Here is a 16,487-nt window from a genome sequence, read left to right on the forward strand (position 1 = left end):
CCGGGTCGGATTCTCCGGACGGGTTTCGCTCACTGTTCCCTCTGCGTCTGTCGTGGTGACCGTCTCTGTTGTGGTGGGCTGTCTCTGTCGTGGTGGCCATCTCTGTTGTGTGGCCATCTCTGTTGTGGTCGGCCCCGCCTCGAGCCGACCTGCGCCGGTGCCTCAGTCGGCTCCCGTCCCTTCGACCAGGACGCGGATGGTGTTCAGCGTGGGGTCGGCCGCGTCGGGAAGGTTCATCCCAGCCTTCACTCCGGTGCGCAGATAGTCCAGGACCGGCTGCTTCAGCACCTCGCCGGGCAGCACGGCCGGTATACCCGGTGGGTAAGGGGTGACCATCTCGGCCGCCACCCGGCCTGCCGCGCGGGCCACGGGCAGGTCCTCCGCTGAGCCGAAGTAGGCGTCCCGCGGCAGGCAGGACTGCTCCATCCGCAACTCGCCCGGTGCGGGTACGGCCACCTCCGGAGCGGGCCGCAGATCGTCCCCGTGGCCGACCAGGTCGCGCAGCGCGGTGAGCAGCGGGCCGGTCGTCGAGGGGTCGTCGGCGTGGGTGAGCTGGGTGCTGATCCGCCGGTGGTCGGCCAGGTGGGCGTTGATGTCGTGGTGTTCCCGGAGCCAGTCGGCCGCCCGGTAGCCATTGACCGCGAACTCGGTGAGATCGATGACGACCGGGAACGGGTCGAAGTCAACGGCGAGACCCGGGCCCACGTAGTCCGCGCGCCCGTCCACGTGCAGTCCGTCGATGGCCGCGATCTCCTCGCGCACCGCATGCGCCCGGCGCAGCGCGGCGCCGAGCAGTTCTTCGCCGTTCAGCGCCATCTGCCGACGCCACCCGTCCATTCCCGCGTAGAGGAGCACGGACGGACTCGTGGTGCCGAGCAGATCGGCGCGGGACTTCAGGACGGCCGGGTCGATCAGGTCGCCGCGCAGATGGAACACCGAGCCCTGCTCCAGGCCGCTGCCCATCTTGTGGATGCTGGTCACGCAGACGTCGGCACCCGCGTCCATGGCCCAGCTCGGCAGCTCGGAACAGAACGGCAGATGCGCTCCCCACGCCTCGTCGACGATCAGCGGGCGTCCGCGCCGATGGCAGATCTCGGCGATCCCCGCCAGATCGGCGCAGGATCCGTACGGAGTGGGGCTGGTCACCAGGGCGCCCCTGGCCTCCGGATGCGCATCGAACACCCGCTCGAATGACGCGGCGGACGGGGGATGGGCGATGTGGCGGGCACCGTCCCATTCGGGTTCCACCCAGACCGGCCGGACACCGGACATGATCAGACCGGAGATCACCGATTTATGGGCGTCCCGGCCCACCAGCAACGTCTCGTGGGGGCCGGCGACCGCCAGCATCGCCGCCTTGACGGAGAGCGAGCTGCCGCAGGTCGAGAAGAACGTGTGCTCGGCGCGCACCGCGTCCGCCATCAGCTCCTCGGCACGCTCCAGCACGCGGCCCGACCCCAGCCGGTCGTCCAGGCCGCCGAAGGCGAGGAGGTCGGCGCGGAACACCTCCTCACCCAGGACCTTGACGACCTCCGGGTCGGCGCCCCTGCCCTGTTTGTGCCCGGGCGGGGTGAAGGGGAGGGCCCCACGCTCGTGGTAGCGGGCCAGGGCCTCCAGGACGGGAGCCTGCGTATGATCCATGGGCCACGGGTGCCCCGCCACCTGGACGGGAAACCGTGCGCCCGGCCGGGCGTCGCAGCCCACAGCGGACTTCAGGGGCCCGTCAGCGGACCTTCAGTGGCCCGTGTCAGCGGCCCTTCAGCGACCCTCAGCTCTCCCTGCGCGAGCGATGGAAAAGCCAGGCCGCGGGGACGAACCAGCAGAGCACAAACCAGATCAAGGCCGCGGCCGCCAGCCACAACGCGGTGGCGTCGGCCACGACGACACGCAGGATCAGCAGCAGCGCCGATGCCACCGTGCACAGCAGCAGCACCAGCCCGGCCACGGTGAAGCGGGAGGCCCAGGCCACCGTTTCCGGTTTCAGCCGGCGTCCGGTGACGATCCGGTGCAAGGAAACCGGCGCGATCAACGCTCCGGTGGCCGCCGCCCCCAGAAGGACGGTCACCACATAGATGGACCGGTCCACCTGGCCAAGGCTCTGGAAGTGCGGGGTGAAGGCGACCGTGAGCAGGAAGGCGAAGAGAATCTGCACGCCCGTCTGCGTCACCCTCACCTCCTGCAGCAACTCGGCCCACTTGCGGTCGGCCCGCTCCTCCCGGGTCTCCACCCGGCCGGACCGCACTCCACCGTCCTCGTTCCTCGGCGCCTCGTGGTCGTCATGCATCAACGGGCCTCCTCCGCGTCCACCCCCGTGTTCCCAGCCACTCCAAAAGGTGAACATGACCGTGCGAGACCACGAGTCGGTGGAGAGGAAGGAGAGCGACACCTGGCACAAGGCGCTTCGACAGCTCCCGAGTGCCAGGCACGCGGGAGCCGGGCCTCCCTGGTCACCTACAGCACGGCGATCGCGAACGCGACGCAGAAGGCCGCGAACAGCACCACAAACGCCCAAATGATGATCGTGGGGCCCTTCGACCAGCCCTTCGTGGGGTTGTACGTCTCCTGGGGGCCCGCTTCCGAGAGGCCGCCCTCGGCCGGTGGGGTCTCCCCCGGGGGCACGCCCACGCTGGGCCGTAGTCCGGAGTTGCGCTCGGGGTCCGGGACTGGGTTCGTCTGATCCATCTCCGATGCGCTCCTTTCCACCTTCGGGGCGCCGCCTGCCCGGGGCCCGCCACCCCGCACGACCCGTACGAGGCGGTGGCCCCGGTGGAACTCTTTCCACGATACGGCGGAAAGCGCGCCGGGCACGGCGTGGCGTTCGCGGCCCACCGTGAGCGTCACGGTTGCTTCGCGTCTCGTCATGGCCGACGTAGCCGGGTGGGGCGCCGACCAGCCGGCTGACGGTCTGCCGCTCCTGGTACTCGCTCATGTCCAGCCGGACCATCAGGTCCTCGCTGCCGAACAGTGCCTCCGCCAGCGCCCGCGCCCGCGCGAGCTCGGTCTTGCCGACGCCGGTCGGGCCGAGGAAGAGGAAACTGCCGATGGGACGGCCGGGGTCGGCCAGCCCGGCCCGGGAGCGCAGCACCGCCTCGGCGACCGCGCCGACGGCCTCGCCCTGCCCGATGACACGCTCGCGAAGGTGTTCCTCCAGTCCGAGCAGGCGGGCCTTCTCCTCCTGGGTGGGGTTGCTGACCGGTATCCCGGTCTGGCGGGAGACCACCTCGGCGATGTCCTCGGCGGTGACCTCCAGGCTCTGCCCGTCATCGGGCTCCGTGCCGTGGTCGGCCTCCCTTCGGCGGTTCAACTCGCCGATACGGTCGCGCAGTTCGGTGGCCCGCTCGTGCTCTTCCGCGGCCACCGCCTGGTCCTTGTCCCGGGTCAGCCGCTCGACTTCGCGTTCCAGGGTGCGCGTGTCGGCGGGGCCGATGCAGGAGTCGCCGTGGGCACGGGCCAGTTCATGCGCGTCCAGCAGGGCGCGCTTGACCGCGGGGGTGATGGACAGCTGGGTCCGCGGCGGTCCCTCGCCACTCGTCCGGTCGATCTCCGCGGCCAGCGCGTCGGTGTCGGCGCCCGCCCCCGCCAGCAGAGCCCGGGTCGGCTCGGTGGCCAGCGCCGCACGCAGCAGATGCTTGGTGTCCAGAGCGGTGCTGCCGTGTTCGGCGGCGTAGGAGCGTCGGCGACGAGTTGCCGGGCGGGATCGCTCATCAGGCGGCCGATGTCGATGTGGCGGCGGCCGGGGCGCGGCCCGCCGCCGAGGAATCGCGCCATGAATTCCTCGAACGGGCCTGGGCCGGAGTCCCCCGGACCCATGAAACCGCTGCTCATGGCCTTCCGTTCCACGGTCCCGGCCAGGCGTGCGGACCGGGCCCGCTGCCTTGCCAGGCGTGATCCGTTCCGGGCGCGGGTGCCCGGGAGGCGCCCGGCTTGCACCTGCGCTCCCCCGGCCCGTACGGCCGTCACGGACCACGTCGCGGCCGGGCGTCAGCGTGCGCTCGTCACCTGGCTAGGGTGATCCGGCATACCGAGGACATCGCGTGACCAGCAGGAGGTGGCGAGTGGGGCCAGCCGATCCCCTGGCGATTCGGGTCCCGGTCGGGGAAGGCTCCGATCGCTGGGCCAGCCGGGCCACCCCTCGCCGCGTCCTGCTGGTGGTGCACAACGTCACCTCCGCCGGACGCCTGCTGGACGTGCTGCCGCTGTTCCACGACGACTTTCGGGTGCAACTGCTGGCCACGTCGACGGAGTCGTCCGCCTTCCAAGGGGGAATCCGCGAGCTGTTCGCCGAGCTGGGGCTGCCCGTGCTGCCCTGGGAACAGGCGCTGGCAACACCGGTGGACCTGGCGGTTTCCGCGAGCTTCGGTGGTCGACTCGACCGCCTTCACGGCAGGTTAGCCGTACTGTCCCATGGCGTCGGATACACCAAGAAGCTGCTGGTGACGGAAGCCGGAGGCCGCGAGCCGACGTTCGGGCTGTCACCGGAGTGGCTGCTCGCGAACGGCGAACCCTTCGTGGACGGCCTCGTGCTGTCCCACCCGGAGCAGCTGGAGCGGTTGCGGCGCGTATGCCCCGAAGCCGAAGAGGCGGCCGTCCTCGCGGGCGACCCGTGCTTCGACCGCCTGCTGGCCGGCCGCGCCTACCGTGAGCGGTTCCGGCGGGCTCTGGGCGTGCGGCGCGGTCAGCGGCTCGTCGTGCTCAACTCCACCTGGAATCCGGAGGGTCTCTTCGGAAACGGCGGTGGCCATGACATCCTGCCGAGTCTGCTGCCACGGCTCGCCGCCGAGTTGCCGGCCGACGACTACCGGCTGGTGGCCGTGCTGCATCCGAACATCTGGTACGGGCACGGCCCGGGGCAGATCCGGGTGTGGCTGGACCGGGCCCGCCGCAGCGGTCTCACCTTGATCGACCCCGTGCACGCCTGGCGGCAGGCGCTGCTGGCGGCGGATGTCGTGGTGGGGGACTTCGGGGCGGTCTCCTACTACGCCGCGGCGCTGGGCATCCCCGTACTGCTGGCGTCCGCCACACAGGACAGGCTGGATCCCGCGGCGCCACTCGCCACGTTCGTCCGGGAGGCCCCGCGGCTCGATCCGCATGGCCCGCCACGGGATCAGCTGGAGGAACTGCTGGCGTGGCACCGCCCGCTCGCCGGTCCGGCGGAGTTCACCAGCTCGGCCCCGGGTGCCTCGGCGGCGCTGCTGCGGCGGCTCTTCTACGGCCTGATGGATCTCCCCGAGCCCGCGGCCCCCGCGCTGCTGGAGCCGCTGCCCCTGCCGCCGTACGATCCCCCACGGCGCACGGCTCCTCTGAACGTCCGTACCCATGTGCACGGAACCGAGGTCCGGATCGAGCGCACCACGGGGCACCCGTACGACGCGGTCGGCGAAACCCACCTCGCCGTACACGAGGACACCCGCGACCCCGGCGACCTGGCCCTGGCCGACGTGATCGTACGCGAGGGGCAGCCGGACGACCCCCGCCTCGGTGGCCCGGAGGAGTGGAGCGCGGAGGTGCTGGACCGGCATCCGCACTGTGCGCTCGCCGTGTATGTGAGCGGGCCGGACCGGTGCACGGTGCGCGGCCGGGATCACGGCGTGTTCCACCTGAGGGCGGGCCCGGGCGCGGACGCCGACCCGGCCGCGTACGCCTCCTCGCTGCACGCCTGGCTTGCGGGCGGCCGGACCGTGCCGCCCGGTGGGACGACCCTCCGGGTGCACACGGCCGGCGGCGTGCACCCGGTGGCGGTGGTGCCCGCTAGCGCGGGGTTTGGCAGCTCAGCCGCAGACGGGCGAGATGGTTCAGGTGCGGAGTCGCCTTCTCCGGGTTGAGCAGGCGCTCGGCCTCGGCGATCTTCGTCAGCGCCCCGGCGTGGTCGCCGGCGTCGTGCAGCGTCTCGGCGAGGTCGGTGAGGGCGCGGGCCTGGTTGTACGCCTCTCCCCGTTCCGCGAAGAAGTCGCGCGCGGTCTCCAGGAGGACGCGGGATTCCTCCAGCCGGCCCAGACCGCGCAGGGCTCGCCCCTGGTGGCGTTCGGCCAGGGCGAGGGCACGTGGCAGGTCCTCCGCGCCTTCCTGGCCGGGAGCGATCCGCCGGTAGATGCGCTCCGCCTCGACGAACCGCTCGTATGCCGCGTCGTACCGCCAGTCGTTCAGCTTCAGCAGGCCCAGCATCTCGACGGACGACGCCTCGCCCCGTAGGTGTCCCGCGGCGCGTTCACACGCGGCGGCGGTGTGCACCGCGCGGTCGGCCTCGTTCCACAGCCTCAATTCGCCCAGGCAGTGGCCCAGTTGGAAGTGGAGCGCGCCCGCCATGCGGGAATCCGCGTGATGCCGGTCGGCACACCGGGCCGCGATCCGCAGGGCGGGCAGCACCTCGTCCCAGAACCCGGCCTTCAGCTGCACCGGCCACAATGCGCGGGCCATGCGCATCGCCGTGTCGATGTGTTGGTACTCCTCCGCCACGGACACCGCCCGGACCACGTTTCCGGTCTCGGCCAGCAGCGCCGCCATGCCCTCGGCCTCGTCACGGTACGCAGTGCCCTGCGCCGGTGCCGGCTCGGTCCGCCAGCTCTGCGGCAGCGCCGCGTGCGCGGCGTGCAGGGCTCGGTTCAGCAGCCCGTCGAGGGCCCGGGACATCGCCGCGGAGCACTCCGGGATCCCGTGTTCCAGGGCTGCGGTGTCCGCCAGAACGCGACGTACCTCGGGCCGGAAGCGGTAGCGGCCGTCGCCCAGGGCCTCCACCAGTTGGGCGTCGGCCGCTTCGGCGAGCATCCCGGCGGCTTCCTCCTGGCCGACCGCGGCGGTGTCCCCCGCCAGCCGGGCGTCGATCGCGGGCCAGCCGCCCAAAGCGGTCAGCCGGCAGAGCCGTGCCGTCTCCGGCCGAAGGCGGCGGCAGGCGCTGCGCACCATGCCGTGGACCGGATGGCGCGCCGTGGACTCCGCCACGTCCTCCGGCAGTGGCGGCTCCTCGGCCAGCAGACTCATCGCCGCGGCCTTCAGAGCGAAGGCGTTGCCCGCGCAGTGGCCGAGCAGGGACGGCATCCGGGGCTTGGCCAGCGCCACCTTCTCCGGGCCTGCCACCTTGCGCAGCATCTTCACCGCGTCCCGGTCGCTCAGCGGCGGCACCTCGATGCGCTCCGCCTCCAGCGCCAAGGCCGGACCGGAGGCGACCACCAGCAGGAAGACGTCCGGCGTGGCCGGGACAAGGGCGCGGACCTGCGCGGCCGAGGACGCGTGATCGATCACCACGAGCGCCCTGCGGCCGGCCAGCAACCGGCGATAGAGGCCCACGCGCGCCGACTCCGCGGGCGGAATCCCCTCGGGCTCGACACCCATCTGCCCCAGCAGGCGCAGCACGACGGCAGACGGCTCCAGTCCGCTCTCCCCCGCGGCGTCCCGAAGGTCGACGTAGAACTGCCCGTCGGGGTACTGAGCGATCTGCTGGGCACCCCAGTGGAGAGCCACCGCGCTGGTTCCGATCCCGGGTGGCCCGTATAACAGCGCGACGCGTGGCCGCCCCGCCGCGGCGCGGGTCGCCTCGCGCTTCAGCCGCCGCAAGACGGACTGACGGTCAGTGAAATCCCGTGTGGCAGGCGGGAGTCCGGCTCCTGGGACGAGCGCCACGTCGTCGTCTTGCAAGGTCCGCAGCAGAATGGCCCACTCGCCACCGCGCCGCGGATCCCCGCTGAGGCGCGCGTGCATCTCCCGCGCCAGCACCTCCCACCCCTCCGGGGTGGCCGGCAGCGGCGTCTCCCGCCCCAGGGTCCGTCTCACCAGTGCGCCCGTCGACAGCAGCATCTGCTTGCCCATCTCCCCGGCGGCGCCGTTCCCCACCGCGGTGAGGAATGCGGTGAGCGCACTCACCGTCACGACCTCGAACACACCAGCCCCTCCCCTGGTACCCATCCGGACCTTGGCCGGACTGTATCCCCGCAGCCACCACAGGAGACAGCCGAGTCTCGCCAACTCCGCTCGACGGCCGCCCACGCGACCACGATAGGCGACAGACGCGCAACACACCGTCACTTCCCTCGGGATGCGGAAGGGGTGGCAGCCGCGCCGCCGGTGACGGAACCCTCGCGGTGCGACGGTCACATTCTTGCGAGACGCTGGGAAGAGGGGAGCGTGCCCGGGTAGTGGCGACGGGCCGCGGGGTCGCGCCCGGCAGTGGCGCCGCACATCCGGGGTGGCCTCTGCACCGAGTGAGGAAGGCGGGCCGTGATGAGCGCTTCGGATACGGACGCCATGAGGCGGAGCCGGGGCGAGCCGGCCCCCCTCTCGGCGATCACGTTGAACGTCAACGATCAGGTGCGGCGTCTCGAGGTGGATCCGCGGACCTCGCTGCTCGACGCGCTGCGCGAGCAGCTGCGCATGAGCGGGACCAAGAAGGGGTGTGATCACGGGCAGTGCGGTGCGTGCACGGTGCTGATCAACGGCCGGCGCGTCAACTCCTGTCTGACGCTCGCGGTCATGCATGAGGACGACGAGATCGTGACGATCGAGGGCCTGGGCGATCCCGACCACCTGGGCCCCGTCCAACGGGCCTTCGTCGAGCGTGACGGCTTCCAATGCGGCTACTGCACTCCCGGCCAGATCTGTTCGGCCGTCGGCATGCTCGCCGAGGTGGCCGCGGGCTGGCCCAGCCACGCCACCGCCGACGTGTCCGCGCCGCGGATCACCTTGACCGATGACGAGATCCGGGAGCGGATGAGCGGCAACATCTGCCGGTGCGCCGCCTATCCGAACATCGTCGCGGCCATCCGCGACAGCGCGGAGGGAGGCCCGCGATGAGGTCCTTCACCTACGAGCGGGCGACGGACACACAGGACGCCGTCACCGCCGTGGCGCGAGCCGGCGCGAAGTTCATCAGCGGCGGCACCAATCTGCTCGACCTGATGAAGCTCGACATCGAGGATCCCAGCCATCTGGTGGACATCAGCCGGCTTCCGCTGCGGGACATCGAGGAGCTGCCGGACGGCGGGCTGCGCATCGGCGCCCAGACGCGGAATTCCGACGTGGCCGCCGATGCCCGGGTGCGCACGCGCTATCCGGTGCTGTCGGAGGCGCTGGTATCGGGGGCCTCGGGCCAGTTGCGCAACAAGGCGTCCACCGGCGGAAATCTGCTGCAGCGCACGCGCTGTCCCTACTTCTACGACACGGCCGCGGGCTGCAACAAGCGGACCCCCGGATCCGGCTGCGCGGCGATCGGCGGGTTCAACCGGATACACGCGATCCTCGGCGCCAGCGACTCCTGCATCGCCACCCATCCCTCGGACATGGCCGTCGCGATGGCCGCGCTCGACGCGGAGATCGAGCTGCTCCGGGCCGACGGCTCGGTGCGCCGCGTCGCCATCACGGACTTCTACCGGCTGCCGGGCGACACCCCGAACATCGAGACCGTGCTGGCTCCCGATGAGATGATCACGGCCGTGGCGCTGCCCTCGCCCCCGCCGGGCCGGCAGATCTACCGCAAGGTGCGCGACCGGGCGTCGTACGAGTTCGCGCTGGTCTCGGTGGCGGCCATCGTCCCGGCCGATCAGGGAACGATCGGCGAGGCACGCGTGGCATTGGGCGGAGTGGCGCACAAGCCGTGGCGGTCCGTCGAGGCGGAGGACGCGCTGACGGGCCGTCCGGCCACGATGGCCACCTGTCGCGCCGCGGCCGAGGCGGCGATGCGCGACGCGGTCGGGCGGGGTGACAACGACTTCAAGATCGAGCTGGCCAAGCGCACGCTGTGCCGCACGCTGGCGCAAGCGGCCCAGCCGAGCTGAGGAGGCGAGATGATCGGGCAAGCCATGCAGCGTGTCGACGGCCCGCTGAAGGTCACCGGCCGGGCCGCCTACGCCTACGAGCACTGGGAGGCCGGCCAACCGCTCTACGGGTTCATCGTCGGCGCGACGATCGGCAAGGGGCGCATCATCGAGATCGACTCCAAGGACGCCGAAGGCGCACCCGGAGTGCGCATGGTGATGACGCATCGCAACGCCCCCGAGCAGGGCATCCGCGATGAGTCCATTCCGTTCGAATACTGGCGCGCCCAGCCGGTGCTGACCGGCCCGGACATCCACTACTACGGCGAGCCGGTGGCACTGGTCGTCGCCGAGACCTTCGAGCAGGCCCGGGCGGCGGCCGGGCTCATCGAGGTGGAGTACGCCGGCGGACGGGGGCGCTTCGCCTTCGCCGAGCACGAAGGTGAGGCGTACGTCCCGAAAACGGTCAACGCCGGACTGCCCACGGACACGTCGGTGGGCGATTTCGATGCCGGATTCGCCGGCGCGGCGGTCAAGGTCGACCAGCACTACACGACGCCGTACGGGCTCTCCCTGCCCATCGAACCGAACGCGTGCCTGGTGGCGCCGCGTGATGAGGACCTGATCGTCTATGTCAGCTCCCAGATCGTCGACGCGGCGCAGGCATCGATCGCCAACACGCTGCGGATCGACCCGGCGCGGGTTCACGTCTTCACCCCCTTCGTCGGCGGCGGTTTCGGATCCAAGCTGGGCATCCACTCCGAGACGATCCTGGCGGCGCTCGCCGCCCGCGAACTGGACCAGCCGGTCAAGGTCGCGCTGACCCGGCAGCAGGTCTTCCAGCTCGTCGGCATGCGCCCCACATCGAACCAGCGGGTCCGACTGGGCGCGGAGCGCGACGGACGGCTGGCCGCCATCGCCCATGACGTCACGATGCACACCAACCCGGACGTGGAGTACGCCGAGCAGACCGCCGCCACCGGCCGCAGCCTCTATGCCGCGCCCCACCGGCTCACCAGTCACCGGCTCACGCCGCTCGACCTGCCGCGTGGGACGGACGTCCGCGCGCCGGGCGAGGAGCCGGGCCTGCTGGCGGTCGAGTCGGCGATGGACGAGCTGGCCGATACGCTCGGGATGGACCCGGTCGAGCTGCGGATCCGCAATGAGCCCACCCTCGACCCCGAGCGAGGCGTGCCGTACAGCGACCGGCACCTGGTCGAATGTCTGCGCGAAGGCGCGAGCCAGTTCGGCTGGGAGCACCGCCCCGCCACTCCTGCGAGCAGGCGCGAGGGACGGTGGCTGGTCGGCTGCGGGATGGCCGTCGCCATCCGGGTGCATCTCCAAGGGCCGGCCGCGGCACGGGTGCGGTTGGAGGCGGATGGCACCGCCGTCGTCCAGACGGACATGACCGACATCGGCACCGGCACGTACACCATCCTCACTCAGGTCGCGGCCGACGGGCTCGGCCTGCCGCCCGAACGGGTGCGCATCGAACTCGGACGTTCCGACAACCCCACCAGCTGGGGATCCGGTGGCTCGTGGGGCGCCGCGAACTCCAGCACCGCGGTGCACCGGGCGTGCGCGACGCTGCGCGGGAAACTGCTGGCCGAGGCGCACGACGACACCCGCTCCGCGCTGCGGGGCCTGGACCCGGCGGACGCCGTGTTCTCCGAGGGCGACGTCCGTATCGGTGGCGCGTCGGAGCCGCTGAGCGAGCTGGTCGCACGCAACCACCCCGGCGGTGTGGAGGCAGAGGGCGAGACCCGCTTCATGGGCGATGAGCCCAACTACACCAACTACTCGATCCACACCTACGGAGCCCATTTCGCCGAAGTGGGCGTCGACGCGGACACCGCCGAGATCCGGCTGCGGCGGATGCTCGGCGTGTTCTCCGTGGGCCGCCTGCTCAACCCGAAGACGGCCCGCTCGCAGCTGATCGGCGGCATGATCTGGGGCGCCGGCGCCGCCCTCGAGGAAGAGGCCGTCGTCGACCCACGCTCCGGCGCCTTCGTCAACCGGGACCTCGCGCAATACCTGGTGCCCGTCAACGCCGACATCCCCGACGTCGAGGCCGTCGTCCTGGACGGATACGACGACAAGGCCAATGTCCTCGGTGCGAAGGGCATCGGCGAGGTGGGCATCTGCGGGGCCGGTGCGGCGGTGGCGAACGCGGTGTTCAACGCCACCGGTGTGCGTGTGCGCGACTTCCCCGTCACGCTGGAGAAGCTGTTGCCCGGGCTACCACCCATGGAGGACGCCTGAACGCGCGCGACGGCCATGCCGATGTGCCGGCCGGCAGGACGTGCTTCGAGGGGCTGGGCAGCCTGGGTTCTGTCCGGCGGATCATGTGAACGCTGGGCTGCGGCGATGGACCGAGTGAGCGACATGCCCGAGATTCTCGCCCAGCCCACGGATCCGGCCCGAGTGAATGACTACGACAGCTTCGCCGAGGCGTACTCGGCGGAAACCGAGAACAGCCTCGTGAACGCGTACTACGCGCGGCCCGCGGTATTAGCCCTCGCCGGAGACGTGGCCGGTCGCCGGGTGCTGGACGCCGGCTGCGGCTCGGGGCCGCTGTCCGCCGCGCTGCGCGAGCGTGGTGCCGTCTGTTCTTCGTCGTCGAGGTACCGCCGTCGGCTGCCGGCTCGGACGAGTAGACGGCCGGGGCCGCCGCGGCGGCGGCGTCACGCGCCGGAGCCGCCCACGGCCGGCCGCCGGAGGCGGCCGACCAGCGCGGCCATGCTCCGCGCGGTCCTGAAGTTGTCCATCTGGAGATCCGCGCCGCGCACGGCGATGCCGTACGTCCGCTCCAGGTGCACCACCAGTTCCATGGCGAAGAGCGAGGACAGCCCGCCGGAGCCGAAGACGTCCGCGTCGGCGGACCAGGTTTTCCCGGTCCGCAGTTCGAGGTGCCGCAGCAGTTCCGTCTCGATGTCGCCGGGGTCGCCCAGGGGCTCCGGAACCGCCCGGTCTGATGACATGGCCATGCCCTTTTCTCCCTCGTGCTCGTAGAAGCGCCTTCGATCCGCCCCGGGGCCTCGTCGTCCGGCCGTCGCCGGCCGAGGTCGACCGGTGACTCCGCCATCCCGTGCCCGGTCGCCTGCGCTCACTCCTCCGAGCGGCTCACCTCGGAGCGCTCGGGCCGCGAGGGGACCAGATCGCCCGAGGGTTCCGTGTAGAACTGCTGCGCCCACTGCCGGTACCGGCCGATCGGACCGTCGCCCTTGGCGAGCCGGGGGCGCGCGACATGCTCCTGGTGGTGCCACATCAGCAGGTCCGCGCCGGTGTCGACACTGCCCACCCGTTGCAGGACTTCGCTGAGCAGCCGGGCCACGGGCATCACCGCCGGGCGCCCCAGCCAGTCCGGCACCCCCGGGAGTCCGTTCAGCTCCAGCTTCGTGCCGAAGCGGACCTGCATCCGCCCCGGGGCGGTCGGGGTCGCGTGGAGCATCACATAGAGGCTTCCCGCACCCGCGGGCAGGACCGTCCGTGCCGCGATGGTGGCCAGTCCGATCACCGTGAGCGTGTAGGACTGGTGGAACCCCCGCATCATCGTGTTGCGCGCGGTCGCGGTGACCGTGCTGACCGGTTCCCCCGTCACCGGCAGGCCCTCGATGTCGACCTCCTCCAGACCGTGCAGGGCCGGCAGATGGCCCCAGTCGAAAGCGTTCTCGATGACGTCCTGCGGGTGACCGGCGATGTCGAACGTGGCGTGGCTGAACGGCTGCCGGTCGTCCATCGGGAAGAGCGGGACGTCCCACTGCGGGGGCATGCCGAGGGCGTGCCACCACACGTAGACCGCGCCGTTGGCCTCGCATACCGGGTACTGCGTGAGCGACGCCTTCGGCGGCGGCTGGTCATAGCCCGTGCGCACACAGGCACCGGACGGATCGAAGGCGAACCGGTGGAAGGGGCAGACGATGTCCTCGCCCTCGACCGATCCGCCGACACCGAGATGGGCTCCGAGGTGCGGGCACTGGGGCCGGACCGCCCGCAGCACGCCCTTGGCCGTCCGGTAGAGGACGACCTCGGCGCCCGCGAGCCGCCGGGTGGTGAGGGACCCGGCCCGCAGCTCGTCGCTGAAGGCCAGGCAGAACCACCCGTTCGGGTAGGGCCGTGAGGCAGCGTGCAGGGTGTCGGCCGGCTCCGCCGTGTGCAGGCTGATCTCCCGGGAGCCGAGCAACTGCTTCACCAGGGGCTTGAGGTGAGGCCTCATGAGATCACTTCCCGTGCTTCACCGGGCAGGCGGCGGCGCCCGGCTGGGTGGACGGCTGGACGGAGGCGGACAGCGGTGCGGCGGCGCTCCGTTCCGCGTCGCCGGCGCCGGAGGACCGCCGCTCGGTGAGCCGCAGGCGCAGTCCCCGTGAACTCAGGCTGGTCTCCACCTTGGGCTGGAACGGCTGGTCGCCGACCGGGGTCAGCGCCCAGCGGTCGACGATGGCGGTCAGCGCCAGGATGGCCTCGGTGAGGGCGAACTGGTCCCCGATGCATTTGCGGGCACCGGCGCCGAACGGGATGTAGGTGGCCCGGTCGGGCTGGGCGTCGAGCCAGCGGTCCGGGTCGAACCGGTCGGGCTCGTCGTAGAGGTCGGCCCGGCGGTGCAGAAGGTAGGGGCTGAGCACGATGGTGCTGCCGCCCTTGAACCGCACGCCGCCCAGTTCGGCGTCCTCCCGGACGACACGGGTCATCATCCAGGCCGGCGGATACAGCCGCAGGGTCTCGGTCACCACCCGGGAGGCCAGGCCGAGCGAGGGCAGATGCGCGGGGTCGAGCTTCTTGCCCGCCAGGACCCGGTCGGTCTCGGCCTTCAGACGGTGCTGGACGTCCGGGTTCGTCGCGAGCAGGTGCAGCGCCCAGGCCAGGGTGATGGCCGTGGTCTCCATGCCGCCGAGGAAGAACGTGAGTGCCTCGTCGGCGAGTTCGGCGTCGTTCAACTGCCGTCGGCCGTCCTCGCTCTCCTCGTCGACCGCGGCGACCAGCGTGGAGAGCAGATCGGCGTGGTCGGTCGGATCGGCCCGCCGCTCGGCGATGATCTCCGCGATGGTGGCGGCCAGCCGGGTGCGGGCGTCGTCGTAGCGCCGCTTCTGCCGGGTCGGCAGGCGCCGCAGCAGGGCCGGCGTCATCATCCGGCGGAAGAACGCGCTCACGATCACCGCGGTGTCGGCCAGGCACCGTTGCATAGTCTCCGCCGGCAGCGCGCCGCTGAACATCGTCTCCATGGTGGCCCGCGTCGTGAGCGTCATCATCTCCTGGGTGACATCGAGGACGTCGCCGTCCCGCCAGGAGCCCGCCTTGGCCGCGGCCGCCCGCGCGAACACCGCGCCGTAACCGGCGAGGCGGGTCGGGTGGAACGAGGGCTGGCACAGCCGGCGCTGCCGCCGGTGCAGGGGGTAGGCGCAGGTGGACAGGCCGTCGCCGATCACCTCGCGGATCCGGTCGTAGATCGGGCCGCCCTTGTCGAAGGTCCGGTCGTTGAGGAACACCTGCCGGGTCAGGTCGGGGTCGCAGATCATCACGGCGGAGCTCGGGCCGAGCCGGACGCGGACCATCTCCCGGTATCCGGACAGCGACATGATGAACGCCAACGGATCACGGAGCAGCGGCAGCGCGTGGCCCAGCAGCGGCCACGCCCGCGGGGCGAGCGGCACCGACCCGGCCGAGGCGGTACTCGTGTCTGTCATGGGGAACCTCACTTCTTCGTTGAGTGGCCGGCCGGCACCGCGGTGACGGGATCGCGGGTGATCTCCAGCAGCGCGGTGGTCCAGCGGAAGCCGAGCCCGAAACTCACGACGAGGACCCGTTCTCCGGCCCGCAGCGTGCCGGAGCGGAACTCCCGGTCGAGCGCGAGCAGGACGTCGCACGGTCCGCAGTGGCCGAGGTGCCGGCCGAAGGTCCAGCTGGTGTCGGCGGCCCGCAGGCCCAGCGGCGCACCGCCGAGCAGCAGGTCGAGCACCTCCGACCCGATCGCGATGGGCAGCACACGCGCGATGCCCTCCGGGCGGACGCCGGTCTCCTCGAGGACGGTCTCGACACAGCGGCGCGTGGACTGCCGCAGCGCGTCGATGTACGGCATGAATCCGGTCTCCTCGACGAGGAGCGGCAGGCCGCTGCCGTCGGGCGCCGTCCGGGCCCGGGTCAGCACCTCCAGCTGCGGCTGCGCGGCCTGATCGGTCGCCAGCAGCCGTGCGAAGCCCGTCCCCCGGGTGAGGACGGCGGCGGCGCCGGAGTCACCGGCCAGATGCCCCATCTCCGAGACGTGGCCCCACCGCTCGGGCCGGAACCGGACACCGGCGGTCACCAGCGCGGCCCTCGCTACCGGTTTGGCGGTGAGGTGTTCGGCCGCGGTGACCAGCGCGGCTCCCCCGCCGTCGCTGGCGGCGCCCAGCTCGATCGCGTTGGTGTCCGGCCCGCCGAGCACCCGCAGCAGATAGGCGGAGGGCGCGTAGTGGTCCTCGTCCTGGAAGTTGGCGTGCACCAGCAGGCTCAGGTCGGCGCCCCTGACGTCCGCGTGGCGCAGTGCCTTCAGGCCGGCGCGGGCGGCCATCTGTGACGGCGTGCTGTCCGTGGAGACGGCGGCCGAGGTGAATCCGTTGAGCGCGACCAGGGAGGGCGGCCCGTTGTCCACCGGCTTGTCCCACGGCTCGTGTTTCTGCCGGATCGGCGGTATCCAGGAACCGGTCCCGGCGATCGTGATGTCCTGCCACAACACTGCTGTCTCCTCGGCTGTCACGAATCGGCTGTCAGGAC

12 protein-coding genes and 2 pseudogenes are annotated in these 16,487 nt (G+C 71.6%); 5 read left to right on the plus strand and 9 right to left on the minus strand.

Features of this window, described 5'->3' with window-relative positions; genetic code table 11:
• Positions 1-162: 162 nt before the first annotated feature.
• The 4 genes and pseudogenes from AS97_RS02215 to AS97_RS02230 form a co-directional block, all read right to left on the minus strand.
• Positions 163-1,641, minus strand: a complete 1,479-nt coding sequence (locus AS97_RS02215) for an ornithine decarboxylase (RefSeq protein ID WP_210564242.1) — start codon at positions 1,639-1,641, stop codon at positions 163-165.
• A gap of 127 nt (positions 1,642-1,768) precedes the next feature.
• On the minus strand, positions 1,769-2,284 hold the full coding sequence (locus AS97_RS02220; protein WP_210567118.1) for a DUF6328 family protein: 516 nt from the start codon (positions 2,282-2,284) through the stop codon (positions 1,769-1,771).
• A gap of 167 nt (positions 2,285-2,451) precedes the next feature.
• Positions 2,452-2,682 (minus strand): DUF6480 family protein, encoded by a 231-nt coding sequence (locus AS97_RS02225; protein ID WP_086708359.1) that lies wholly within the window; start codon positions 2,680-2,682, stop codon positions 2,452-2,454.
• A 172-nt stretch (positions 2,683-2,854) separates the two neighbouring features.
• Positions 2,855-3,825, minus strand: a pseudogene (locus AS97_RS02230) (AAA family ATPase); the annotation flags it as partial.
• Positions 3,826-4,055: 230 nt separating this feature from the next.
• Here AS97_RS02230 and AS97_RS02235 point away from each other — a divergent pair.
• Complete coding sequence (locus tag AS97_RS02235; protein WP_210564243.1) at positions 4,056-5,822, plus strand: hypothetical protein; 1,767 nt, start codon at positions 4,056-4,058, stop codon at positions 5,820-5,822.
• Here AS97_RS02235 and AS97_RS02240 read toward each other — a convergent pair.
• Positions 5,749-7,872 (minus strand): ATP-binding protein, encoded by a 2,124-nt coding sequence (locus AS97_RS02240; RefSeq protein ID WP_210564244.1) that lies wholly within the window; start codon positions 7,870-7,872, stop codon positions 5,749-5,751. The genes AS97_RS02235 and AS97_RS02240 overlap by 74 nt on opposite strands.
• A 339-nt stretch (positions 7,873-8,211) precedes the next feature.
• On the opposite strand from AS97_RS02240, the gene AS97_RS02245 reads away from it, so the two are divergent.
• The 4 genes and pseudogenes from AS97_RS02245 to AS97_RS46755 all read left to right on the plus strand — a co-directional run.
• Entirely contained in the window at positions 8,212-8,781 is a 570-nt protein-coding gene (locus AS97_RS02245) for a 2Fe-2S iron-sulfur cluster-binding protein (protein ID WP_079059575.1), read from the plus strand.
• Positions 8,778-9,761 carry a xanthine dehydrogenase family protein subunit M gene (locus AS97_RS02250; protein WP_210564245.1) on the plus strand — a complete coding sequence of 328 codons (984 nt, stop codon included), beginning with the start codon at positions 8,778-8,780 and terminating at the stop codon, positions 9,759-9,761. Before AS97_RS02245 ends, AS97_RS02250 begins: the two co-directional genes overlap by 4 nt.
• A 9-nt stretch (positions 9,762-9,770) precedes the next feature.
• Positions 9,771-12,002, plus strand: a complete 2,232-nt coding sequence (locus AS97_RS02255) for a xanthine dehydrogenase family protein molybdopterin-binding subunit (protein ID WP_210564246.1) — start codon at positions 9,771-9,773, stop codon at positions 12,000-12,002.
• Positions 12,003-12,107: 105 nt separating this feature from the next.
• Positions 12,108-12,347 (plus strand): annotated as a pseudogene (locus AS97_RS46755) (SAM-dependent methyltransferase); the annotation flags it as partial.
• A gap of 77 nt (positions 12,348-12,424) precedes the next feature.
• On the opposite strand, the gene AS97_RS02260 reads toward AS97_RS46755, so the two are convergent.
• The 4 genes from AS97_RS02260 to AS97_RS02275 form a co-directional block, all read right to left on the minus strand.
• Positions 12,425-12,721, minus strand: coding sequence for an acyl carrier protein (locus AS97_RS02260; RefSeq protein ID WP_125756568.1), 297 nt, complete (start codon positions 12,719-12,721; stop codon positions 12,425-12,427).
• Between the two features lie 125 nt (positions 12,722-12,846).
• Positions 12,847-13,956, minus strand: coding sequence for a Rieske 2Fe-2S domain-containing protein (locus AS97_RS02265; RefSeq protein ID WP_079059576.1), 1,110 nt, complete (start codon positions 13,954-13,956; stop codon positions 12,847-12,849).
• A 4-nt stretch (positions 13,957-13,960) separates the two neighbouring features.
• Positions 13,961-15,421, minus strand: coding sequence for a cytochrome P450 (locus AS97_RS02270; RefSeq protein ID WP_086708355.1), 1,461 nt, complete (start codon positions 15,419-15,421; stop codon positions 13,961-13,963).
• Between the two features lie 8 nt (positions 15,422-15,429).
• Positions 15,430-16,449: a 3-oxoacyl-[acyl-carrier-protein] synthase III C-terminal domain-containing protein gene (locus AS97_RS02275; protein WP_210564247.1), complete on the minus strand. Its 1,020-nt coding sequence runs from the start codon at positions 16,447-16,449 to the stop codon at positions 15,430-15,432.
• Positions 16,450-16,487 lie beyond the last annotated feature (38 nt).

It is taken from the genome of Streptomyces sp. AgN23, from assembly GCF_001598115.1.
GTDB classification, from domain to species: domain Bacteria; phylum Actinomycetota; class Actinomycetes; order Streptomycetales; family Streptomycetaceae; genus Streptomyces; species Streptomyces antimycoticus.

Bases quoted from the DNA above. Each gene is read 5' to 3' on its own strand.
- AS97_RS02215 (WP_210564242.1), bottom strand. From the start codon at position 1,641: ATGGATCATACGCAGGCTCCCGTCCTGGAGGCCCTGGCCCGCTACCAC.
- AS97_RS02260 (WP_125756568.1), bottom strand. From the start codon at position 12,721: ATGTCATCAGACCGGGCGGTTCCGGAGCCCCTGGGCGACCCCGGCGAC.
- AS97_RS02250 (WP_210564245.1), top strand. From the start codon at position 8,778: ATGAGGTCCTTCACCTACGAGCGGGCGACGGACACACAGGACGCCGTC.
- AS97_RS02270 (WP_086708355.1), bottom strand. From the start codon at position 15,421: ATGACAGACACGAGTACCGCCTCGGCCGGGTCGGTGCCGCTCGCCCCG.
- AS97_RS02220 (WP_210567118.1), bottom strand. From the start codon at position 2,284: ATGCATGACGACCACGAGGCGCCGAGGAACGAGGACGGTGGAGTGCGG.
- AS97_RS02255 (WP_210564246.1), top strand. From the start codon at position 9,771: ATGATCGGGCAAGCCATGCAGCGTGTCGACGGCCCGCTGAAGGTCACC.
- AS97_RS02265 (WP_079059576.1), bottom strand. From the start codon at position 13,956: ATGAGGCCTCACCTCAAGCCCCTGGTGAAGCAGTTGCTCGGCTCCCGG.
- AS97_RS02245 (WP_079059575.1), top strand. From the start codon at position 8,212: ATGAGCGCTTCGGATACGGACGCCATGAGGCGGAGCCGGGGCGAGCCG.
- AS97_RS02225 (WP_086708359.1), bottom strand. From the start codon at position 2,682: ATGGATCAGACGAACCCAGTCCCGGACCCCGAGCGCAACTCCGGACTA.